This is a genomic window from Massilia sp. NBRC 108631, assembly GCF_059704565.1.
In genome coordinates this window covers 85,517-107,764 of sequence record NZ_BAAKJE010000102.1, presented here as the reverse complement: position 1 = coordinate 107,764, position 22,248 = coordinate 85,517, and the positions used below count along the sequence as shown (strand labels likewise).

19 protein-coding genes are annotated in these 22,248 nt (G+C 64.1%); 13 read left to right on the top strand and 6 right to left on the bottom strand.

The window, feature by feature from the left end; genetic code table 11:
- Positions 1-27: 27 nt before the first annotated feature.
- The 6 genes from rimO (at position 28) to arr (ending at position 5,161) form a co-directional block, all read left to right on the top strand.
- Complete coding sequence (rimO, locus tag AC6H42_RS11475; protein WP_057154649.1) at positions 28-1,425, top strand: 30S ribosomal protein S12 methylthiotransferase RimO; 1,398 nt, start codon at positions 28-30, stop codon at positions 1,423-1,425.
- A 69-nt stretch (positions 1,426-1,494) separates the two neighbouring features.
- Positions 1,495-2,661 (top strand): cystathionine beta-lyase, encoded by a 1,167-nt coding sequence (locus AC6H42_RS11470; protein ID WP_057154648.1) that lies wholly within the window; start codon positions 1,495-1,497, stop codon positions 2,659-2,661.
- A 4-nt stretch (positions 2,662-2,665) separates the two neighbouring features.
- A complete protein-coding gene (locus AC6H42_RS11465; RefSeq protein WP_497548083.1) occupies positions 2,666-3,433 on the top strand; it encodes an APH(3') family aminoglycoside O-phosphotransferase in 768 nt (255 codons plus the stop codon).
- Positions 3,420-3,953, top strand: a complete 534-nt coding sequence (locus AC6H42_RS11460; RefSeq protein WP_057154646.1) for a demethoxyubiquinone hydroxylase family protein — start codon at positions 3,420-3,422, stop codon at positions 3,951-3,953. The genes AC6H42_RS11465 and AC6H42_RS11460 overlap by 14 nt, the downstream gene beginning before the upstream one ends.
- Before the next feature lie 75 nt (positions 3,954-4,028).
- Positions 4,029-4,688 carry a GNAT family N-acetyltransferase gene (locus tag AC6H42_RS11455; RefSeq protein ID WP_229418131.1) on the top strand — a complete coding sequence of 220 codons (660 nt, stop codon included), beginning with the start codon at positions 4,029-4,031 and terminating at the stop codon, positions 4,686-4,688.
- Positions 4,689-4,705: 17 nt separating this feature from the next.
- Entirely contained in the window at positions 4,706-5,161 is a 456-nt protein-coding gene (gene arr, locus AC6H42_RS11450; protein WP_057154645.1) for an NAD(+)--rifampin ADP-ribosyltransferase, read from the top strand.
- A 307-nt stretch (positions 5,162-5,468) separates the two neighbouring features.
- Here the strand turns inward: arr and AC6H42_RS11445 are convergent, their stop codons facing one another.
- Entirely contained in the window at positions 5,469-6,362 is an 894-nt protein-coding gene (locus tag AC6H42_RS11445; protein ID WP_057154644.1) for an NAD(P)/FAD-dependent oxidoreductase, read from the bottom strand.
- A 113-nt stretch (positions 6,363-6,475) separates the two neighbouring features.
- On the opposite strand from AC6H42_RS11445, the gene AC6H42_RS11440 reads away from it, so the two are divergent.
- Together AC6H42_RS11440 and AC6H42_RS11435 are read left to right on the top strand one after the other, a co-directional pair.
- Entirely contained in the window at positions 6,476-7,108 is a 633-nt protein-coding gene (locus tag AC6H42_RS11440; protein ID WP_057154643.1) for a TetR/AcrR family transcriptional regulator, read from the top strand.
- A gap of 132 nt (positions 7,109-7,240) precedes the next feature.
- Positions 7,241-7,558 (top strand): hypothetical protein, encoded by a 318-nt coding sequence (locus AC6H42_RS11435; protein WP_497548082.1) that lies wholly within the window; start codon positions 7,241-7,243, stop codon positions 7,556-7,558.
- 121 nt (positions 7,559-7,679) lie between these two features.
- On the opposite strand, the gene AC6H42_RS11430 is transcribed toward AC6H42_RS11435, so the two are convergent.
- The 3 genes from AC6H42_RS11430 to AC6H42_RS11420 form a co-directional block, all read right to left on the bottom strand.
- Positions 7,680-8,105 carry an STY0301 family protein gene (locus AC6H42_RS11430; RefSeq protein ID WP_157200881.1) on the bottom strand — a complete coding sequence of 142 codons (426 nt, stop codon included), beginning with the start codon at positions 8,103-8,105 and terminating at the stop codon, positions 7,680-7,682.
- Positions 8,106-8,182: 77 nt separating this feature from the next.
- Positions 8,183-9,424, bottom strand: coding sequence for a DUF2252 domain-containing protein (locus tag AC6H42_RS11425; RefSeq protein WP_497548081.1), 1,242 nt, complete (start codon positions 9,422-9,424; stop codon positions 8,183-8,185).
- Entirely contained in the window at positions 9,421-9,783 is a 363-nt protein-coding gene (locus AC6H42_RS11420) for a DUF4870 family protein (RefSeq protein WP_057154639.1), read from the bottom strand. Before AC6H42_RS11420 ends, AC6H42_RS11425 begins: the two co-directional genes overlap by 4 nt.
- Before the next feature lie 77 nt (positions 9,784-9,860).
- Between AC6H42_RS11420 and AC6H42_RS11415 the strand changes: the two genes are divergently transcribed.
- From AC6H42_RS11415 to AC6H42_RS11395, 5 genes are all read left to right on the top strand, one after another.
- Positions 9,861-10,781, top strand: coding sequence for a LysR family transcriptional regulator (locus AC6H42_RS11415; RefSeq protein WP_057154638.1), 921 nt, complete (start codon positions 9,861-9,863; stop codon positions 10,779-10,781).
- A gap of 115 nt (positions 10,782-10,896) precedes the next feature.
- Positions 10,897-12,090 carry a CaiB/BaiF CoA transferase family protein gene (locus AC6H42_RS11410; protein ID WP_497548080.1) on the top strand — a complete coding sequence of 398 codons (1,194 nt, stop codon included), beginning with the start codon at positions 10,897-10,899 and terminating at the stop codon, positions 12,088-12,090.
- Complete coding sequence (locus AC6H42_RS11405) at positions 12,087-13,025, top strand: hydroxymethylglutaryl-CoA lyase (protein ID WP_497548079.1); 939 nt, start codon at positions 12,087-12,089, stop codon at positions 13,023-13,025. Before AC6H42_RS11410 ends, AC6H42_RS11405 begins: the two co-directional genes overlap by 4 nt.
- 84 nt (positions 13,026-13,109) lie before the next feature.
- Positions 13,110-14,435: an MFS transporter gene (locus AC6H42_RS11400; RefSeq protein WP_157200887.1), complete on the top strand. Its 1,326-nt coding sequence runs from the start codon at positions 13,110-13,112 to the stop codon at positions 14,433-14,435.
- 126 nt (positions 14,436-14,561) lie between these two features.
- A complete protein-coding gene (locus tag AC6H42_RS11395) occupies positions 14,562-17,681 on the top strand; it encodes a TonB-dependent receptor (RefSeq protein WP_497548078.1) in 3,120 nt (1,039 codons plus the stop codon).
- A 188-nt stretch (positions 17,682-17,869) separates the two neighbouring features.
- Here the strand turns inward: AC6H42_RS11395 and serB are convergent, their stop codons facing one another.
- Together serB and mfd are read right to left on the bottom strand one after the other, a co-directional pair.
- On the bottom strand, positions 17,870-18,736 hold the full coding sequence (gene serB / locus AC6H42_RS11390) for a phosphoserine phosphatase SerB (protein ID WP_497548077.1): 867 nt from the start codon (positions 18,734-18,736) through the stop codon (positions 17,870-17,872).
- Positions 18,736-22,191, bottom strand: coding sequence for a transcription-repair coupling factor (gene mfd, locus AC6H42_RS11385; protein WP_497548076.1), 3,456 nt, complete (start codon positions 22,189-22,191; stop codon positions 18,736-18,738). Before mfd ends, serB begins: the two co-directional genes overlap by 1 nt.
- Positions 22,192-22,248 lie beyond the last annotated feature (57 nt).

Sequence of the window (22,248 nt, the reverse complement as noted above, 5' to 3'; positions counted from 1 at the left end):
CTGAACTTTGATTGCTCTTCTATTACCATGCAAGAAATCTCCCGTATTCCCAAGGCTGCAACCGCAGCGGCACCCGCCGGCACCGCTCCCAAGGTCGGATTCGTTTCGCTCGGCTGCCCGAAAGCGCTGGTTGACTCCGAACAGATCCTGACCCAGCTGCGCGCCGAGGGTTACGAGACCGCCAAGTCCTATGATGGCGCCGACCTCGTGATCGTAAACACCTGCGGCTTCATCGACGCCGCCGTGCAGGAGTCGCTGGACGCCATCGGCGAAGCGCTGGCTGAAAACGGCAAAGTGATCGTCACCGGCTGCCTGGGCGCCAAGAAGGACGGCGAAGGCAATGACCTGATCAAATCCATACACCCGAAAGTGCTGGCCGTGACCGGCCCGCACGCGCTGGGCGAAGTGATGGCATCGGTCCACCACCACCTGCCGAAGCCGCACGAGCCCTTCATCGATCTGCTGCCGCCGCAAGGCGTCAAGCTGACGCCCAAGCACTATGCCTACCTGAAGATTTCCGAGGGCTGCAACCACCGCTGCAGCTTCTGCATCATCCCGTCCATGCGCGGCGACCTGGTGTCCCGTCCGATCGCGGAACTGATGCTGGAAGCGGAGAACTTGTTCAAGTCCGGCGTGAAGGAATTGCTGGTCATTTCGCAGGATACGTCGGCCTACGGCGTGGACGTGAAGTTCCGCTCCGGCTTCTGGAACGGCCGCCCCATCAAGACCCACATGACGCAGCTGACCGAAGCGCTGGGCGAGCTGGCCAAGTCTTACGGCGCCTGGATCCGCCTGCATTACGTCTACCCGTACCCGCACGTGGACCAGATCATCCCGCTGATGAGCGGCGGCCATGTGCTGCCTTACCTGGATATCCCGATGCAGCACGCCCACCCCGACGTACTGAAGCGCATGAAGCGTCCGGCCAGCGGCGAGAAGAACCTGGACCGCATCCTGGGCTGGCGCGCGATGAACCCGGAGCTGACCATCCGCTCCACCTTCATCGCCGGCTTCCCGGGCGAAACCGAAGCGGAATTCGAATACCTGCTGGACTTCCTGAAGGAAGCGCAGATCGACCGCCTGGGCTGCTTCGCCTACTCGCCGGTGGAAGGCGCTACTGCCAACGAAATCGCCAATCCGGTGCCGGAAGAAGTGCGCGAAGAGCGCCGCGGCCGTGTGATGCTGCTGCAAGAGGAAATCTCGCGCAAGCGCCTGCAGGCCAAGGTCGGCAAGACCGTGCGCGTACTGATCGACGAGCTGACCCCGAGCGGCGCCGTCGGCCGTTCCGCTGCCGACGCGCCCGAGATCGACGGCGTGGTCTACGTGAAGAAGCCGTACGAGCCGCACAAGAAGCTGAAAGTGGGTGAATTCTTCGACGTCGAGATCACCCGCGCCGACGCGCATGACCTGTGGGGCGATGCGTAAGCATATCGCTGTGCGGTAAAATCCAAAGGCGGACGCGCATCGGCGGTCCGCCTTTTTTCATTTCGAGCCATGACGAATCCAAAATCCCAGCAGACCGCCCTGATCCACACCGACTATGAGGCGCCGTCCGGCTTCGCCGCCTTCCCGACCGCCATCCACCACGCCTCGACGGTGCTGTTCAAAAACGTGGCGGCGCTGCGCTCGGGTGAATGGAAAGAGAAGAACGCCTATACCTACGGCCTGCACGGCACGCCCACCACGTTCACGCTGGAAGCGCGGCTGGCCGAGATCGAGGGCGGCTTGCACTGCCTGCTGGCGCCGAGCGGCCTGGCGGCCATCGCCATGATCGATTTCGCGCTGCTGAAAAGCGGCGACGACGTGCTGCTGCCGGACAACGTCTATAACCCGAACCGCGAACTGGGACGCTGGCTGGCCGACTTCGGCGTCAGCGCGCGCTACTATGACCCGCTGGTCGGCGCCGGCATCGCCGCGCTGATCCAGCCGAACACCAGGCTGGTGTGGACCGAGGCGCCAGGTTCGGTGTCGATGGAAGTGCCGGACCTGCCCTCCATCTGCAAGGCCGCGCACGAGAAGGGCGCGCTGGTCGCGCTGGACAACACCTGGGCCGCCGGACTGGCGTTGCGCGGCTTCGAGCTGGGCGTGGACATCGTCATGCAGGCGCTGACCAAGTACCAGTCCGGCGGCTCGGACGTGCTGATGGGCGCCGTCATCACGCGCGACCGCGCAGTGCACGACCGCATTGCGCAAGCGCACATGCGGCTCGGCATGGGCGTGGGGGCGGACGACACCTATCTGGTGCTGCGCGGCCTGCCGACCATGAAGCTGCGCTTCGAAGCGCACGACCGGGGCGCGCGCAAGGTAGCGGCATGGCTCAAGACCCGCCCCGAGATTACCAAGGTGCTGCACCCCGCCTTCGAGGACTGCCCCGGCCACGAGACGTGGAAGCGCGACTTCAGCGGCGCGGGCGGCCTGTTCTCCGTGCTGTTCGACGCGCGCTACACCGAAGAACAGACCGACCGCTTCGTCGACGAGCTCAAACTGTTCGGCATCGGCTACAGCTGGGGCGGCGCCAACAGCCTCGCGGTGCCATACCGCATCCAGGCCATGCGCCAGGGCTGGCAGCACGGCGGCGGCATCCTGGTGCGCTTCAATATCGGCCTGGAAGAGCCGGACGATCTGATCGCCGACATCGCCCAGGCGCTCGGCAAGCTGTAAGCGCGTGCGCCCGCCAGCCATTGCCGGTTTTATCGGGAACGCCGTCCTGCGGCGGGACAAGATCGGTGAATCGCCGTGCCAGGTGCACAGCTTCAAGCGCGGGAACGACCAGTTTTTCCTGAAGGCTTCCCCGGCGGTATTTGCGCCCACCACGTATAGCGTGCGGCGCGAAGCTGCGATCATGCGCTGGCTTTCCGGGCGGCTGAACGTGCCCGAAGTGGTGCTGGCCGAAAGCAGCGGCAGCCACGAATACATGATTACGCGGGCCGTCCCGGGTGTGCCGCTGTCCGCGCGCATTGATACCGGCCAGCCGGTGATGGCGCTGTTCCTTGAAGCGCTGCGCCAGCTGCAATCCGTGCCTGCCGCCGAGTGCCCGTTCGATGCCGGCGCGCGACTTCGCCTGCGCGAGCTGGACTACCTGCTCGGCAAGGGCCTCATCGACGAGGACTACGATCTTGAGCCGTGGCCCGGTCTCGCCACACCCCAGGACCTCGTCGCGCGCCTGCACGCCACGGTGCCGCAGGAGGACCTGGTGTTCGCCCACGGCGACCTGGGCGACAGCAACGTCCTGGTCGACAAGCGCGACCAGCTGTACTTTATCGACTTCGGCCGGGGCGGGCTGGCCGACCGCTGGATGGACATCGCCTTTGCGCACCGCAACCTGCGGGAAGAGGAGTCCGAGGCGGCGGCGGCACAACTGCTCGTCAGCCTGGGCATGCCCGACGCCGGTGCGAAACGGGAATTCTTCGCGCAGCTCGATGAACTCTTCTAGCGAACCGTCGCGAACTCTGGCCGGCCGCATCCTCAAAGTGAACCACGCCGGCGAGCAAGGAGCCGTGTGCATCTACGCCGGCCAGATCTGCATGGCGCGCTGGACCGCCAGGCCATTGCTGGCAGAGATTCGCTCCTTCAAGGCGCACGAGGAAGGGCACAGAAGCATCTTCCTGGCCGAACTGGAGCGACGCGGAGTAATGCGCTGCAAGAGCTACTGGCTGTGCGCCGTGGGCGGCTATGTGCTTGGTTTGCTTACCGGCCTGCTGGGTGCGCGCGCCATATCGTTGACGACCGTGGCGGTCGAACGCGTGGTGCTCAAGCACTTGCGCCAGCAACTCGTCGCCGTCGCGGACGACGCCCACGCGGTCGCGGCAATCAGCGCCATCCTCCATGAAGAACAGGGGCATCTCGATGCGGCCACCGCGCAGGTACTGGCCGGCGGCGTCTTGAGCCGGATGATAGGGTGGACCGTGTCCAGCGCAACCGAGTCTGTGATCTGGCTGGGCATGCGGCTTTAGCGTTTTCTGCCGGGCTCCTGCGTGGAATTGTGAAAACTGCTACGCTTGCAGGCACGCATATTTGAGGAAGCGCGAATGGAAATGCCTGAGATAGATTTGCCCTTGCTGGAACGCTGGCTGACGGGATGGAGCCTGTCCCGCGGGGTGCCGCTGCCGGTGAATGAGGAGGGTGGCTTGCGCGTTGAGGTGGGCATGCCGCTGCAATTGCGGCGCTATGTCTTTCTTGATGCCGGCCTGGATTTGCAGGCTTGCGCCGACCGGATTCATGCTCCCCACATTTATCTGAAGGCGCCTGTCGATCCCGCTGTGCTGCGGGCCGCGTTGCCCGCGCGCTGGAGCGTGGAATCGCCGGGCTATCTGATGTTGGGCCCGGCTTCGATGTCCGGGCACGTGGCGCTCCCGGCCGGCTATGTCATTGAAAGCTCCGCGGAACATGGCGCCAAGCTGGTGCAGGTCTCGCACGCAAGCGGAGAGCTGGCCGCCTCCGGCCGGGTTACGCTGGACCACGGTACTGCCGTATTCGACCAGATCGTCACGGCCGAATCCCATAGGCGCCTGGGCTTGGGGACCGTCGTCATGCAAGCCCTTGATGCGTTAGCCGCGCAAGCCGACGTGACCGAGCGCCTCCTGGTGGCCACTGACGACGGCAGAAGCCTGTACGCCAAGCTAGGCTGGCAGCTGCTCGCGCCGTGGTCGACGGCCGTGCTGCCGGCGCCAGCGCTGGAGCAAATTTAAACCACGGGAGACTGCCTATGAGCGATCCAGACTGGACTCCGGTCACGCATGCAAGCTGTGGCAATGTGAAAGGGCCGTTCTATCACGGCACCAAATACCGTCTCGAAGCAGGCGACTTGCTGGTGCCGGGTTTCGCATCCAATTTCGAAGAAGGCCGGATTTCCAACAATGTCTACTTCTCGGCCCTGTTGGAGCCGGCGGTCTGGGGCGCGGAACTGGCCACCGCACTCGCCGGCGGCGCAGACCGTGGCTACATCTATATCGTGGAACCCACCGGCTCGTTCGAGGACGATCCCAATCTGACAAACAAGCGCTTCCCCGGCAACCCTACGCAATCTTACCGGACACGCCACCCTCTGAGCATCGTCGGTGAGGTGAAGGATTGGGAAGGGCATCCGAAGGAAGTGCTGCAGCAAATGCTGGACGGGCTCAAAGAGAAAATACGGCAAGGGCTGGCTCCGATAGAGGACTAGTGCCGTCTGTGACAATTTGCCTGTTTGCTCATTAACATTATCGATATACTTGCTTCATTTCAACAGCTAGAGGCACGCCATGACGGTCGTCTGCCCCAAGTGCAGCCACGTGCGGCCATCGCTTGAGCGCAGGCAGAAGGCATCTGAGGGCGACAGCGTTGCCGTCGCAGAGGAGGAGCGCGAGAGCGGAGCCGGCGTGGCGGTCGCCAACGCAGCGCTGCAAGTGTCGGGCGCGGACGCCGGCATGTTGAGGGACTTGTCGGCCGCCTCCGGCCTGATCGATCTTCGCCGGGATGACTCTGTGCTCTCAAACCAGCATAGACTGCTGGGCGAAGATACCGGCCATCGCGCCCTGGGATGATGCCTGGGTGACCGAGGGCAAAAAAGGCGTCGTGAGGTCGCCGGCGGCGTAGATGCCAGGCATGCTGGTTTGGCGACGCTCGTCGACCTTGAGGATGATGCCGGAGGGCGTTTCGACCGTTGCGATGCCCAGTGATGCATGCAGGCTTGCGGACGGCTTGTTGCGCGGATGGGCGAACAGGACGTCGACCGCGACATTGCGGCGGGTATCGAGATTGACGGTGATGATATGGCCGTCCTGATGGGCGATCTCGACGATGCTGCCAAGGGCGACAGGTATGTTGCGGCGCGCCAAATCGGCCTGGATCTCGGGCGGGATGTCATGACCATCGGCGAAGACAGTCAGCTTGTCGGTCCAATCCCGGAATAGCCTTGCAGACTGGTGCGACTGCGGGCCGGACCAGACGAGGCCCCAATGCTGGCCGGCGACTTCAAAGCCGTCGCAATACGGACAGGGCACGATAGACGTACCCCAGCTTTCGGCAAAACCCGGAACATCCGGCATCTGGTCGGTGACGCCATAGCTCAGGATCAGGCGGCGTGCCTTTAGCTGTTCGTTATCGTCTGTGACGACGCAAAAATCGTCGATTGCGCCAGACACGCTCTCGGCTCGGGCATTGACCAGTCTGATCGTTGGATAGCGCGCCAGTTGCTGCCGCGCCTCTTCCAGAATGTCCAGCGGCGGTTTGTGATCATGGCCGAGCAGGCCATGCGAATGGCCGGCAAAGCGGTTGCGCGGGCGGCCGGTATCGAGAACAGTGACCTTGCGGCGAGCACGGCCGAGCTGCAGGGCGGCGGCGAGGCCGGCAAAGCTACCTCCGATGATGATGACGTCATTCATGGTATGGGCTCCGAGTTGCGGATGATGGTTGGGTTGAGGCTGGCTTGTACATTTGAGGTACTGAGTGGTATCATAAATTATGAATTTAAATACTGTCAAGTACTGGAATTGTCATGCCTAAAATTAGCCCAGGCCGTCGCGGGCGCCCCGCCAACGAGGCGCTTCGCCAAACGATAGTCGACGCCGCCTGCGAACTCTTTGTGGAACTGGGTTTTCAAGCGACGACCATGGACAAGGTCGCCCAGCGGGGGAAGATTTCCAAGCTAAGCATCTATCGACATTTCGAGAACAAGGAGGCGCTGTTCAGCGCGGCCATGGCGGCCCATTGCCATCCGTTTGCGCCACAGGCCTTTGTTGAAGGTGTCGACGGTTCGGCCCAAGATCAGCTCATGGCGGTGGGATCATCGCTGCTTCGCACGCTGTTGAGTCCGGACGTCCGCAGTGTCGAAGCCATGGTCTTGGCCGACAAGACGAATCAAAGGTCGTTAAGCAAGCTCCACTACGAAGCCGGGCCGGCCCATGTCATCGCCCAAATCGAGGCCCTGTTGCGTCAGCTGCACGCGAAGGCGGTCCTTAAGGTGCCCGATCCTCTCCGGTCCGCCCGCCTGTTTGCCGCGCTTTTCAAAGGATCTGATCTCCTGCTCATCGCACGTTTTGATGAGGCGAGGGCAGAGGACGAGGATGAAATCGAATCTTATTGCCGGTCGGCCGTCGCCATGTTCATCGCCGCGCACGGTGGCCTCTAAGATGCGCTATCGTGGGTCTGATCTTGCCCCCAGGCTGGGACGATGTCCGCTTAGGGAAAACTTGCCTGTGATGCCGGCCTGGCTACAGGTCCAAGTCCAATATAATTGAATTTCTTTAGACCTACAGAAGACATGATGGCTATCAAAAAGCAACGCGCACTTCAGGCGCTCGGGGTGGTCTTTTCGATTATTGGCCTGTTGTGTGCCTACTCTGCGTTTGTTTATTTTAAAGAAGATAATCATGGTGATGCACTCATCTTCGCAGGCACTGCGCTCAGTTTCTGTGTAATTCCCTATCTGACCTACACCAGAAGAATGTTCACGCAGCCGATGAGCGAGGTTGTCGCTGACGCGGTCCGCAACCCGTTGCCACTGAGGTTGCGGCTTGTGATTGGCCTTTGCTGGTTACTCTTAGTTGGCGGCTTCGTCCTGAAAATTTTCTGGGCCTAGCGGTTGCAGCTAATTCCGGCCCGAGCGAAACGCCAACCCATTGCCGCGCGCGAAGACATCTCGCGATCGCTGGTGCTTCTGTGCGCGTGCGCAGGCTTGGGACAGCAGAGGGCGAGCGGCCTCAAGAGCACGTTAGCGACTGCAAATGCCCCGGCGGCGGGCCGTTGGTCCGATCGTAGCGGGCGATGCAGCGCGATAGCCGGGTGTCGAGTTTTCGGGCCAGCAGTACGGTGGTGTCGCGGTAGGCGCAGCCGATCCAGAATTCGGGCGCTTGCGCGGGATTGAGGCGCCATTGCGTGACCACGCTCTTGTCACGGGAGCTTTCGTCCGGCCTCACTTGCACCTCCCCGCTGGGATGGCCGGAGAAGAGCTGGGCATGCTCGAGCTTGTATTCGGCCGCGCCGCCTACCGGCTCCCAGCCATCGGCCGTCGCCACCGTGGTGGACGCGAGAATGGCGGGCGGGCAGACGATGTCTTGTTTCTCGGCCTGGGTGACATTTCCAACCGCAGCCAACAGCACGCACGAAATTGCCAGCATGTATTTCATGTTGCCTCCCGGTTCCATGAGAACTCCCATGGTAGGCCGTGCCGGGACGACATGCCTAGACGGAGATCAAGCTCCCGTCAGTACATCGGTTCGCCCTTGTCCAGTGCGGCCCGGAAAGCTTGCCAGTCGAGGCGCACCTTGGCAGCGTAGTCGCAGGCAAAGCCGGTCAGCTCGGTGATGAAGCCGCTGCGGCTGGTGACTGCGTCGGTGACCTGCTTGTCGATGCTGACCTGGACCAAATGCGTATCATGGTCCTGGTCGGCCAGTGCGTGGGCGGACGCCAGCGCCATGCCGAGCGTGGCGGCTGCCTTGTTAAGCTCGGCGTCGGTGGCGATGTCGTCGTACTTGAAGTCCTTGTCGGTCGGGGCTTTCTCATGCACATGGAAGGGCATGCCGGCGATCGTTGCGTAGCCGGTCAGCACATCGGCGTTGAGCTGCATGGCCTGCTGGGCGCGGGCGATGCGCTGGCCGTCGTGCCCGCCATGGAATGAGCTCGGCAGCGCGCCAGGGTTGGCCAGTTCGACCGCGCTGGGGATGGCTTGCTTCATCTCCAGCATCACGTTGCCGTCGCCGGTGCCTTGCAGCAGGGCGTAGTAGCGCAGTTTCCCCAGGCTGCCCATGCCGGCGCCGAGGCGCTGGCGCACGTCAAGCACTTGATAGCAGGCGACCGCCTTGCGGCTGGACGGAGCGATCCGGCCCACGTAATCCGGCATTGCGGCAACGACCGCAGCGCGGATGGCATCCGCCACCGGCCGCGTGTCCGGGCCCTTGAACTTGGCCAGGAATTCCTTGCGGTCTGCCTTGGCCGCCTTCCTGATGGATTTCTGAACCAGGCCGCTGGTGTTGTCGCTGGTCAGCCGGAACTTCAGCTCGTCGTTGCTACCCTTGAAGTCGGCCATGCAGGCGAGATACGCCGTGGCCATGGCCGCGATGGCGGCGCGCCGCTCGGACAGGCTGATGTCCTTGGCATAGTCGGCCAGCAGCAGGCTCACGGCCAGGCGCCGCAAGTCCCACAGGTACTGTCCGATATAAGCTTCGTCGAAGTCGCTGACGCCGAAAACTTCCGTGCCGGCGGCGTCGCGCATAGCGCCGAAATTGGCCAGGTGGGCGTCGCCGGCCAGCCAGCAGCGGCCAGTCTGTGCGTTGGTGTACGGTGAGGACGGCAGCGCCGCCATGTCGCGGTAGAACAGGTGCGCGGTCGCTCGGTAGAAGGGAAATACGTGTTCCTTCATGCGCGCGACCTTGGTCACCAGGTCGGTGCTGTTGGTCTCCCGGAACTGGCGGTTGTGCTCCAGGATCTCTTGGGCGACCGTCCTCATTCCGGCATGGCGCGGTTGTCGTTCAAGTCCTTGATGCCGCGCACCAGGCGATAGGCCGACCACAGCCATGCCACCACCCAGATCGGGACGGCCACCACGATGCCGATGAAGGTCGCGGCCAGGATAATGCCGAGCACGAACCACACCAGGTACCACCAGAAGGTGCGGATCTGCCAGCTGTGATGGCTGTAGACGAAGGTACCTTCGGTGGCGGGCCGCTGCACGTAGTTAATGATGAGTATCAGCAACGACAGCGTACCCACGGAGAACACGAAAGCCACGCCATGCAGCAAGTACAGCCACCAGGCCGTGTTCTTGGCCGATTCCAGCCGGGTATCCAAAACGATTTCGCTTGCCATGCTTGCTCCTTGCAAAGTTGATATCGCCAGTGTAACGAATCTTTTGCGCTTTGGGCACACCTGTTAAAGTGCGCGGCATGGCTATCATTAATCTTCTGCGCAAACTGGACCTGACCACGCTGCAGCTGTTCCTGGCAGTGCAGGAGGAGGGCACGCTCACGCGCGCGGCCGAGCGGGAAGCGATCGCGGTCTCGGCCGCCAGCAAGCGGCTGGTGGACCTGGAGCAGGCGGTGGGCGTGGCGCTGTTTTCCCGCAAGGCGCGCGGCATGGAGCTGACGCCGGCCGGCCATACGCTGCTGACCCATGCGCGGCGCATGTTGCTGAGCGTGGAGAAGATGGGCGTCGAGCTGGCCGAACATGCGCAGGGCGTGCGCGGCTATGTACGCATGGTGGCCAACCTGTCCGCCATCGTGGAGTTCCTGCCGGAGGATTTGCGGGCTTTCCTGCAACAGCACGGACAGGTGAAGCTGGACCTGGAAGAGCGTCCCAGCGACAGCGTGGTGCGCGGAGTCGAGGATAGCTGGGCCGATATCGGCATCTGCTCGGGCGACGTGGACACGCGCGCGCTGCACACGGAGCTGTACCGGCGCGACCGCCTGGTGCTGGTGATGCGGGCCGACCATGCGCTGGCGCAGTGCGGCCGGGTGGCCTTCGCCGATACGCTTGACTCGGACCATGTGGGCCTGCATGTGAACAGCTCCATCAACTCGCGCATGCACCTGGCAGCGCGCGAGGCGGGACGGGCGCTGCAGGTGCGCATCCAGGTGCCGGGCTTCGACGCGGTGTGCCGCATGGCGCAGGTGGGCATGGGGCTGGGCGTGATTCCGTTCGAGGTGTTCCAGGCCATCGGCCAGCCGCTCGGGCTGGTGGCGCTGGAACTGGAGGATGGCTGGGCCCAGCGCGAGCTGAGAATCATCGTGCGCGATCCGCACGCGCTGTCGCCGGTGACCCAGGCGCTGCTGGAACACTTGCGCGGAGCCGAGGCGCGCGCGGGCTGAGGCAGCCGTGCCGCGCTGAGCGTTCGCGTTTCGCGAACGCTGCTTGAATTCTTACGGTTGGACGCTCGCGCCGCCGTTCTCTATCCTGACGTTCATTCATCAGGAGGAGACAATAATGAGTGGACCACTCGCAGGCATCAAGGTGATCGAGATCGGCACCCTGATCGCAGCGCCGTTCGCGGCGCGCATGATGGCCGAATTCGGCGCGGAAGTCGTCAAGATCGAGGCGCCGGTGGACGGCGATCCCATCCGCAAATGGCGCAAGCTGCACGAGGGGACTTCCCTCTGGTGGTATCTGCAGTCGCGCAACAAGAAATCCGTTTCCATCAATCTTAAATCGGCCGAAGGCATCGCCATCGTCAAGCAGCTTGCCGCCGGGGCCGACGTGCTGATCGAAAACCTCAAGCCGGGCGCGCTGGAAAAGCTCGGCCTGGGTTGGGACACGCTGCATGCGCTCAATCCCAAACTGACCATGGTGCGCATTTCCGGCTATGGCCAGACCGGCCCTTACAAGGACAGGCCGGGCTTCGGCGCCATCGGCGAGGCCATGGGCGGCATCCGCTACACCACCGGTGAAGCGGACGGCGTACCGGCCCGCGCAGGCGTCAGCCTGGGCGATTCGCTGGCCTCCCTGCACGCGGTGATGGGCGCGCTGATGTCGGTGCTGCGTGTGAAGACCGGGCAGGGCGTAGGCCAGGTAGTGGACGTCTCGCTGGTGGAGAGCGTGTTCAACCTGATGGAAAGCCTGGTGCCGGAGTACGACCTGCTGGGCCATGTGCGCGAGCGCAGCGGCGGCGCCTTGCCGGGCATCGCGCCCTCGAACACCTACCCAACGCGGGACGGCGCCTATGTCGTCATCGCAGGCAACAGCGATCCCATTTTCAAGCGCTTGATGAACGTGATCGGCCGGCCGGACCTGGCGGAAGATCCCGCCTTCGCCCACAACGACGGCCGCGCGGCCCAGTCGGCGCTGCTGGACGCGGTGATCGCGGGCTGGACGTCGGCCAATAGCATGGAAAACGTGCTGGCTGCGCTGGAGGAAACCGGCGTGCCGTCCGGCCGCATCTACTCGGCGGCCGACATCGTGGCCGATCCGCACTACCAGGCGCGCGGCATGATCCTGGACGCCGAGTTGCCGGGCGGCGCGTGCGTGAAGATGCCGGGTATCGTGCCCAAGCTGTCGGATACGCCCGGCGAGGTGCGTTGGCAAGGGCCGGCGCTGGGCGAACATACGGCCGGCGTGCTGGCGGAGCTGGGCATTGCGGCGGCGGACATTCAACGGATGAAAAACGAAGGAGTGGTGCAATGAAAGGCGAATTCATGGTGGTCCAGGAAGTGTCCCCGCGCGATGGCCTGCAGATCGAGCCGGTATGGGTGCCCACCGGAGAGAAGGTGGGGCTGATCGAGGCGTTGTCCGGCGCGGGCTTTTCGCGCATCGAAGCGGGATCCTTTGTCTCGCCCAAGGCCATACCGGCGCTGCGCGACGGCGAAGAAGTATTCCTGCGCATGCGCCGCCAGCCCGGCGTGATCTACGTTGCCCTGGTGCCCAACCTGAAGGGCGCGCAGCGCGCCATCATGGCCGGGGCCGATGAGCTGAACCTGGTGATGTCGGCCAGCGAGTCGCACAACTGCGCCAACATGCGCATGGACTGCAAACAGTCGCTGGCTGCGTTTGCCGACATCTGCGCCCACGCGCGGGACCGGGGCGTGCTGCTGAACGGTACGGTGGCAACGGCGTTCGGCTGTCCGTTCGAGGGCGCGATCGACGAGGGCCGCGTACTGGCGCTGGTGGACCGGTACCTGGACCTGGGCATCACCGGCATCACGCTGGCGGATACCACCGGCATGGCGCAGCCGCGCCAGGTGGCGCAGCTGGTGCGAAAAGTGCGTGCACGGCTGCATCCTTCCGCGCTGACGCTGCACTTCCACAACACGCGCGGCCTGGGCCTGGCGAACGTGCTGGCGGCTTATGAATCCGGTGCGATGCGCTTCGACGCGGCGCTGGGCGGCCTGGGCGGCTGTCCGTTCGCTCCCGGCGCGTCCGGCAACATCTGCACGGAAGACCTGGTAAACATGTGCGAAGAAATGGGCATAGAAACCGGGATCGACCTGCCCAAGCTGATCGCGCTGTCGCGCGGCCTGCCCGCGCTGCTGGGGCACGATGTGCCAGGCCAGGTTGCCAAGGCGGGCCGCAACTTCGACTTGCATCCCTTGCCTGAAACACTGGCGCGCCAAGCTGCCTAGAACCCGCTTTCCCCTCTTTCAAAATCAATGACCGGCCCCTGCGAGGCGGCCGGCAAGGAGACTCGCATGCCCAATCAAAATGCAATGGCAGCCGCTTCGGCTGCCGCGGACGGCGGCCATGGCGCCAGCAGCGACATCAACAGCGTGGACGCTGTTGTGCGCAAGGTGGCGTGGCGCATCATGCCGCTGATTATGATCTGCTATCTGTTCGCCTTCTTCGACCGCATCAACATCAGCTTCGCCAAGTTCCAGCTGCAGGGCGACCTGGGCCTGAGCGACACCGCCTACGGCCTGGGCGCCAGCCTGTTCGTGGTGGGCTATGTGCTGTTCGAAGTGCCCAGCAATATGTTTTTGTACAAGGTGGGCGCGCGGCGCTGGATCGCGCGCATCATGATCTCGTGGGGCGTGGCCACAGCGGCCATGGTGTTCGTCACCAGCGAATGGCAGTTCTACGCGCTGCGTTTCCTGATTGGCGCCATGGAAGCGGGCTTCGCTCCGGGCGTGCTGTATTACCTCACGTTGTGGTTCCCCGCCAAATTCCGTGGCCGCATTACGTCGCTGCTGTTCCTGGCGTCGGCCTTTGCGGGCCTGATCGGCGCACCGGTGTCGGGCCAGATCCTGGCGCACATGGAAGGCCTGTCTGGCATGCGCGGCTGGCATTGGCTGTTCCTGCTGGGCGGGGTGCCGTGCGTGGTCCTTGGCCTGGTGGTACTGAACCAGCTGAAGGACCGCATTGAAGACGCGCACTGGCTGACGTCCGCTGAACAGGCTTTGTTGCGCGGCAGCGTGGAGCAGGCGGCGCCCAAAGAGGGCGGCCACTCGCTGCTGGGCGCCATCAAAACGCCGGGCTTTCTTACCCTGGGCCTGGTTTATTTCCTGATCCAGATTGCGTCGTATGGCTTGAACTTCTGGGCGCCGCATCTGATCCGCAGCGCCGGCACGCAAAATCCGGCCGTCATCGGCATGCTCACGGCGGTGCCGTATGTATGCGGCGCAATCACCATGGTGCTGGTCGGCCGCCTGTCGGACGCCAGCGGCGAGCGCCGCAAGTTCGTGGCGGGCTTGCTGGTGCTCGCTGCGCTGGGCTTCGTCAGCGCGGGCTGGTTCGACAAGAACACGGTGCTGCTGATCGTGGCGCTGGGTGTGATGGGCGCCGGCGTGGTCGCTGCCATCCCTGCCTTCTGGGCGCTGCCTCCGAAGCTGGTGACCGGCGCGGGCGCGGCGGGAGGCATTGCCCTGATCAATACGCTGGGCCAGCTGGGCGGCATCGTCAGCCCGGTGATGGTGGGCCGCATCAAGGACATCAGCGGCAGCACAACTCCGGCGCTGTACGTCATCGCCGGGCTGGCGCTGCTGTGCGCGCTGATTGTCATGGCCGGCTTGCCGCAGGCGCTGCGAAACAGGGAGTAGCCGCCCGTTGCCGCCAAATTAGTCAAATTGTTGACGATTTGCGTGAATTGTTTGCGCCTATTATTGATTGCTCAAGGCGCATTTCACCTTGCTAGCTCACCAAAAAAAACTAAAGGGGACCTACGCATGCGATCGACCAGCAATACCCATTACCTCATCCGTCCCACCATTTGTGCCGCCGCCGTGGCCGGGGCGCTGGCCATGCTGGCCGCGCCAGCGGCCCTGGCCCAGGAAGCGGCGGCCGCCAGCCCCAGTGTCGTGGTCGTTTCCGGCACCCGGCAATCGGTTGCCAGCGCCATCGACCGCAAGAAGAACGCCAGCACGGTGGTCGATTCCATCGTGGCCGAAGACATCGGCGAATTCCCGGACAAGAATGTGGGCGAAGCGCTGTCGCGCGTCACCGGCGTGCAGCTGTCGCGCGACTTCGGCGAGGGCTCGCAGGTCAATATTCGCGGCGTGGAAGCGAATTTGAACCGGATTGAAATCAACGGCCTGTCGGTGCTGAGCACCAACGGCACCGCCGGCCGGGGCGCGGAACTGCGCGAACTGCCCGCTGAGCTGATCAAGTCCATCGACGTATTCAAGGGCGTCACCGCGGACCAGACCGAGGGCGGCATCGGCGGCACGGTCAGCATCAAGACCAATATGCCGCTCGACTTCAAGACCCGCGCGCTGGTGCTCAAGCTGGAAGGGGAGCACAGCACCAACCGGGGCGGCGTGCAACCGCGCGGCAGCCTGCTGTTCGCCGACAAATTCCTTGACGGACGGCTCGGCCTGATGGCCAACCTGGTGTACGACAAGGTGTACACGCAGAACGACTACGTGCGCAACAGTAACTGGCGTTACTTCCGCGACTGGGACCAGTCGCCCGAGAAGACCAACAGCAGCCTCAATCCGCGCGCCGCCGCAGTCGGCTCGAAAGCCGGTTGCGCTGCCCTGAGCGGCGCCGACAAGACCGCTTGCGACAGCCAGTGGTTCGACTACTCGCCCGGCGTGCCGCGCTATGGCATCTGGACCCGCGACCACGAGCGCTCCAGCGCCGAGCTGACCGCGCAGTACAAGGTCGATAACAGCCTGAACGTGTGGGCGCGCTACAACAAGAACAACCAGAAGCAGCAACTCAACGACCGCAACTACGTGACCGACTTTGGCGCCATAAAGCGCTTTTCCACCTCGGGCGTGGCGCCGGTGTACGGCGCCAACGGCGCGCCTCTGAGCACGCCGGCCGCGTCCTGCGCCGAGCCGACTGGCGGCGTCACGCCGGCGGGCATGTCCTTCACCAACCACGTGATGACGTCGTTCAGCGCCGGCAACTGCATCAACGTGCCGGGCGAAGGAGCTTCCTACAACTTCAACACCGCCGCGCGCGACTTCGCGCTGAATATCGATTCCAACTACCGCTCGGGCGGCTTTAACTGGAAGAAGGGCGCCTGGTCTGCCGAAGGCCTGGTGGCGAAGACCAATTCGTTCTACGAACTGCACACCAATAACATCGTGCTGGACGCGAACATCCCTGGCCTGCAGGTAAGCTTCGACGACCAGGGACTGCCGAAGTTCGTCTTCCCTGCCAACTTCGATCCGAACAAGAGCAGCAGCTACACCCGCATCCGCTCGCAATACCAGCCCTCGTTTACCGACAATACGGAAGACCAGCTCAAGCTGGACCTGAAGTACCGTCCGGACATGCCTTTCCTGACCACGCTGCACTTCGGCGGCCAGGGACGCAAGTCCACCTCCGAGCAGTACCGCTGGACCGGCTACCTGGCCAGCGCCGGCGCCAACCCGAACAGCACGGCCGACGATATCATCGTGCGCAGTCCGGAAGTGGTGCATGAGATCATCTTTGATCCGCTCAACACCAGCGGCGTGCTGCGCAACGGCGGCGCCACCATCCCTGGCGCGGGACTGACCGCCAACAACACCACGCGCTACGTGACCGCGCCGCAGATGGCCAACCTGGTGGACGCCATCCGGGTCAACACGCCCGGCACCTTCCTGAACGGCTACGATGGCCTGAGCGGCTATCCGTCGGGATGGATGGCGCCCAGTTTCGCCAATTCGGCGCAGTTCTTCGACCTGGGCCGCTACAACCACGACCTGCTGCGCGAATCGATCGGCAGCGACGGCAAGACCTACCCGATGCCGCCGCAGTTCGCCGTCTCGGAGCGCATCAAGGCCTTCTATGTGCGCGCCGACTTCGAGCACGAGCTGTTCGGCGTGGCGTTCGACGGCAATATCGGCTTGCGCTACGCTGGCACCGAAACCGAGGCGACCGGCCTGCGTTCCTACCGCGCGTACTCGCTCAACCCATCCAGCGGCGCGCGCGTGGAGACGGTGCTGGCGAACGAAATCGTCACGGTGAAGAACAAGTACAGCGACACGCTGCCAAGCTTCAACCTGGCCGGCTGGCTGGTGCCAAATACGCTGGTGGCGCGGCTGGGCTGGGGCAAGGTCATGTCGCGTCCCTTCATCGACCGCCTGACGCCGACCGTCAACTGTATCGCCAACAGCGGCCAGTCACAGTTCGGCGGCGACGGCAGCGCCGACGACTGCACCGGCGGCAACGTGAACCTGAAGCCCTTCCGCGCCACCAACAAGGACCTGAGCGTGGAGTGGTACCCTTCGCGCGACTCGCAGCTGTCGCTGGCGTTCTTCCGCAAGGACATCGCCAGCTACATCCAGAACGATGTGATCCTGCCGGGGCAGGACGTGTTCGGCGACGGCCGGCTGTGGGACCTGAAGACTTCCATCAACAGCGAAGGCGCCGTGACCAAGGGCTGGGAGCTGGCCGGCCGCACTGCGCTGACCATGCTGCCAGGCCTGCTCGGCGGCCTGGGCCTGGACGCCAACTACACCCGTATGTCGTTCGCCTATGCGCCGGGCAAGGAGCTGCTCAACCCGCTGGACAACACGGTGCTGCCGTATCCGGGCATGTCCCGCAACAGCTACAACGTGGGCATCTGGTATGACCTTGGACAGTGGAATGCGCGCTTGGCCTACAACTATCGCGACGCATATTACACCGGCTCGGTGGACGCCAACGCGTCGCTGCCGGTGTACGGCGAGGCGGTGGGCTTCCTGGACGCCAAGATCCAGTACCGCGTAAACGATAACCTGACCATCTCGTTTGAAGGCAAGAACTTGTCGGATGAAGCGCAATACCTGAACTCCGGTTCCACGTCGCGCCGCAACGAGATGGCTTGGTCGGGCCGGCGCTACTTCGTGGGTGCGACCTACAAGTTCTGATGCAGGTAGTTGCGCCTGCTGCTACAGCAGGCGCAATGACTGATTTCACTACATTCGGCCTTTGGCCGCGCGCCTTTCTCTCCGTGCTTCCTCGAACCGGGCGACCACATGGTGGCCAGCCTGCTGCTGATGGCCGTTACCGCCTCGCTGCCGCCGGCGCCTGTGGGCGTGACACGGAGGCCTGGCAGTTAAGCGAGCAGGTTAAGGATGCCGTCCAGGCCGACGAAGTTGAGGGCCACGCTGGCTTGCTCGCGCACCACCGGCTTGGCGCGGAAGGCGACCGACATGCCGGCCACGCTCATCATCTTCAGGTCGTTGGCGCCGTCGCCCATCACGATGGCTTCGCTGGTGCTGACGCCCAGCGAGGCGCAGCAGTGTTCCACTGTGCGCTTCTTGACTTCGGCGTCCACGATCTCGCCCAGCACCTGGCCGGTCAGCTTGCCGTCGATGATCTCCAGCTCGTTGGCCAGCGTGTAGTCCAGGCCCAGTCGCTCTTTCAGGCGCGCGGTGAAGAAGGTGAAGCCGCCCGACACCAGCAGCGTCTTCAGGCCGGCGCGCTTGACGGCGGCCAGCATGTTCTCGGCGCCCGGCGACAACTGCAGGCGCTCGTCGTAGACGCGCTCCAGCGCGGACGCGTCCAGGCCTTTCAGCAGCGCCACGCGCTTGCGCAGGCTGGCGGCGAAATCGAGCTCGCCGCGCATGGCCGCCTCGGTGATCTCGGACACTTGCGGCTTCAGGCCCTGCATGTCGGCGATCTCGTCGATGCACTCGATGGTGATCAGCGTGGAGTCCATGTCCATGGCCACCAGCTTGTACTCGTCGAGCTTGTGCACGCCCATCATGTAGGTGGCGTCCAGCTGGGCCGCGTGGGCGGCCACTTCGATGGTCTGGCGCAGCGCCACCGAGTAGGTGATGCCTTCGCAGCGGATGGCGTTGTCGGAAATGCGGACGATGCGCTGCGGCGCGGTCAGCGCGGCGATGCGCTCCAGGCGCGCCATGCAGTTGCCCAGGCCTTGCAGCACCAGGTTCATCGTGTGGTCGTTTGCGTTCTTCATCAGGCTACCAATTGTTTAATTGCGGTCTTGATTTGCGTAACACGCGCCGACAGATCCGGCATGTTCGCGGTGATCTTCAGTTTATCCTGCCCGTTGAGCTTGATCTGCTTGTTTTTTTGTATCAGCGTAATGATGCGCATCGGGTCGATCGGCGGCTTGGGCATGAACTGCAGCGTGGCTGCCTCGCTGTGTGCGTCGATCTTGACGATCCCGACCGTGGCCGCTGCGATGCGCAGGCGGTGGGTCTCGACCAGGGCCTTGGCCGCCTCCGGCAATTTGCCGAAGCGGTCGATCATCTCTTCCTGCAGGTCGTCGATCTTGTCCTGGGCAGAACAGTTGGCCAGGCGCTTGTAGATCGAAAGCCGCTCGTGCACGTCGCCGCAGAAATCGGCCGGCAGCAGGGCGGGCACGTGCAGGTTGATCTCGGTGGTGGTCGACAGCGGCGCCGCCAGGTCGGGCTCCTTGCCGGCCTTGAGCGAGCGCACCGCTTCATTCAGCATGTCGGTGTAGAGCTGGAAGCCCACTTCCAGCATTTCGCCGGACTGGTTCTCGCCCAGCACTTCGCCGGCGCCGCGGATTTCCAGGTCGTGCATGGCCAGGTAGAAGCCGCTGCCCAGTTCTTCCATTTGCTGGATCGCATCCAGGCGGCGCTGCGCCTGCTTGCTCAGGCTTTGCACGTCGTTTACCAGCAGGTAGGCATAGGCCTGGTGGTGCGATCGGCCGACGCGGCCGCGCAGCTGGTGCAGCTGCGCCAGGCCGAACTTGTCGGCGCGGTGCATGATGATGGTGTTGGCGGTCGGCACGTCGATGCCGGTCTCGATGATCGTGGTGCACAGCAGGATGTTGTAGCGCTGCGCCACGAAGTCGCGCATCACCTTTTCCAGGTCGCGTTCGTGCATCTGGCCGTGCGCCACGGCGATGCGCGCCTCCGGCAGCAGTTCGGTGAGCGCGGCCATGCGGTTCTGGATGGTTTCCACTTCGTTGTGCAGGAAGTAGACCTGGCCGCCGCGCTTCAGCTCGCGCAGGCAGGCCTCGCGGATGATGCCTTCGTTCTCGCTGCGCACAAAGGTCTTGATCGCCAGGCGCTTTTGCGGCGCGGTGGCGATGACGGAGAAGTCGCGCAGGCCTTCCAGCGCCATGCCCAGGGTGCGCGGGATGGGCGTGGCCGTCAGGGTCAGCACGTCCACTTCGGCGCGCAGGGATTTCAGCGCTTCTTTCTGGCGCACGCCGAACCGGTGTTCCTCGTCGATGATGACCAGGCCCAGGCGATCGAACTTCACGTCGTCCGACAGCAGCTTGTGGGTGCCGATGACGATGTCCAGCGTGCCGTCCGACATGCCCTTGATGGCTTGCGCGATCTCTTTGCCGGTGCGGAAGCGGGACATTTCGGCGATGCGCACCGGCCAGTCCGCAAAGCGGTCGGCAAAGGTTTGCGCGTGCTGCTCGGCCAGCAGCGTGGTCGGCGCCAGGATGGCCACCTGTTTGCCGCCCATGACGGCGATGAAGGCGGCGCGCAGCGCTACCTCGGTCTTGCCGAAGCCGACGTCGCCGCACACCAGGCGGTCCATCGGTTTGCCGGAGGTCATATCCTTGAGCACATTGCCGATGGCGGCTGCCTGGTCGGGCGTTTCGTCAAAGCCGAAGCTGTCGGCGAAGCGCTCGTAGTCGTGCGCCGAGTACGCGAAGGCGTGGCCCTGGCGCAGCGCGCGGCGGGCGTAGAGATTGAGCAGCTCGGCGGCGGTGTCGCGCACCTGTTCGGCGGCCTTGCGCTTGGCTTTTTCCCACTGGCCGGAGCCGAGCGAGTGCAGCGGCGCGTCGTCCGGCGAGGCGCCGGAATAGCGCGAGATCACGTGCAGCTGCGATACCGGCACGTACAGCTTGGTGTCCTTGGCGTATTCCAGGTGCAGGAATTCGGTTTCGCCTTCGCCAAGGTCCATGCTGGTCAGGCCCATGTAGCGCCCGATGCCGTGGTTGATGTGCACCACCGGGTCGCCGATCTTCAGCTCGGACAGGTCGCGCACCATGGATTCGACCTGGGTGACGCCCTCCTGCTTCTTCTTGCCTGCGCGGCGGCCGGAGCCGGCGTACAGCTCGGTTTCGGTAATGAATACCAACTGGCCTTTGCCGGCGGACCATTCGAAGCCTGCGTGCAGCGGGGCCACGCCCAGCATCAGTTTCGCATCCGACTGCAGGAAGCCGTCGAAGCCTTCCACCGGCGCCAGCGTGAGATCGAACTCGCCGAAGTACTGCTGCAGCGTTTCGCGCCGCCCGTTCGATTCGGCGCACACCATCACGCGGCGGCCGGATTGCAGCAGGTAGGCGCGCAGGTTGGTGAGCGGATCGTCCAGGTGGCGGTTGACGGCGATGTTGGGCACCGGCGCGGAGATCTCCGAAGCCTGTCCCAACTCTTCGCGGCTGATGCTGATGCGCGCGTGCGGCTTGGCCAGCGTGAAGAACTGCTCGTCGCCGAGGAAGATGGCCTCGGGCGCCAGAATGGGGCGCTCACGGTCCGACTTCAGGAAGCGGTAGCGCGACTGCGTATCGAGCCAGAAGCGCTTGATGGCGGCGTCGATGTCGCCCACCATGGCCAGCGTGGAGCCTTCGGGCAGGTAGTCGAACAGCGTGGCCGTCTGGTCGAAGAACAGCGGCAGGTAGTACTCGATACCGGCCGAGGCGATCCCGCTGCTGATGTCCTTGTAGACAACGGAGCGCGAGGGATCGCCCTCGAACTGCTCGCGCCAGCGGCTGCGGAAGGTGGTGCGGGCCGTTTCGTCCATCGGGAATTCGCGCCCGGGCAGCAAACGCACTTCGCTGACCGGGTACAGCGAGCGCTGGGTGTCGGCGTCGAAGGTGCGGATGGTCTCGATGGTGTCGCCGAACAGGTCCAGGCGGTATGGCAGCGCGGACCCCATGGGGAACAGGTCGATCAGGCCGCCGCGCACCGAGTATTCGCCGGGCGACATCACCTGCGTCACGTGGGTGTAGCCGGCCAGCGTGAGCTGGGACTTCAGCTTGGCCTCGTCCAGCGACTCGCCCTTCTTGAAGAAGAAAGTGTAGGCGGCCAGGAAGGACGGCGGCGCCATGCGCACCAGCGCGGTGGTGGCCGGGACGATCATCACGTCGCACTGGCCGGTCTGGATCTCGTGCAGCGTGGCCAGGCGCTCGGACACCAGGTCCTGGTGCGGCGAGAAGGCGTCGTAGGGCAGGGTTTCCCAGTCGGGAAGCAGGTGGCAGCGCAGTGCCGAGTCCGCGCCGTCGCCGGCAAACCAGGGGATTTCGTCGAGCAGGCGTTGACCGTCGCTGGCGTTGGCGACGATGACGGCCAGCATTTGGCCGCGCGCCTTCAGTTCAAGCGCGGCTTGTGCCAGCGCGCAGGCGTCGGCGGAACCATGCAGGGTAGGGAGCGCAAAGCGGTTGCCAGGCTTCGGAAGTGCTTTTTTTAAGTCAAAGGACATCGATGACATCTATGAATTGTTGAGCGCGCGGGAAGGGTCTCCGCGCGCTGCGGACAT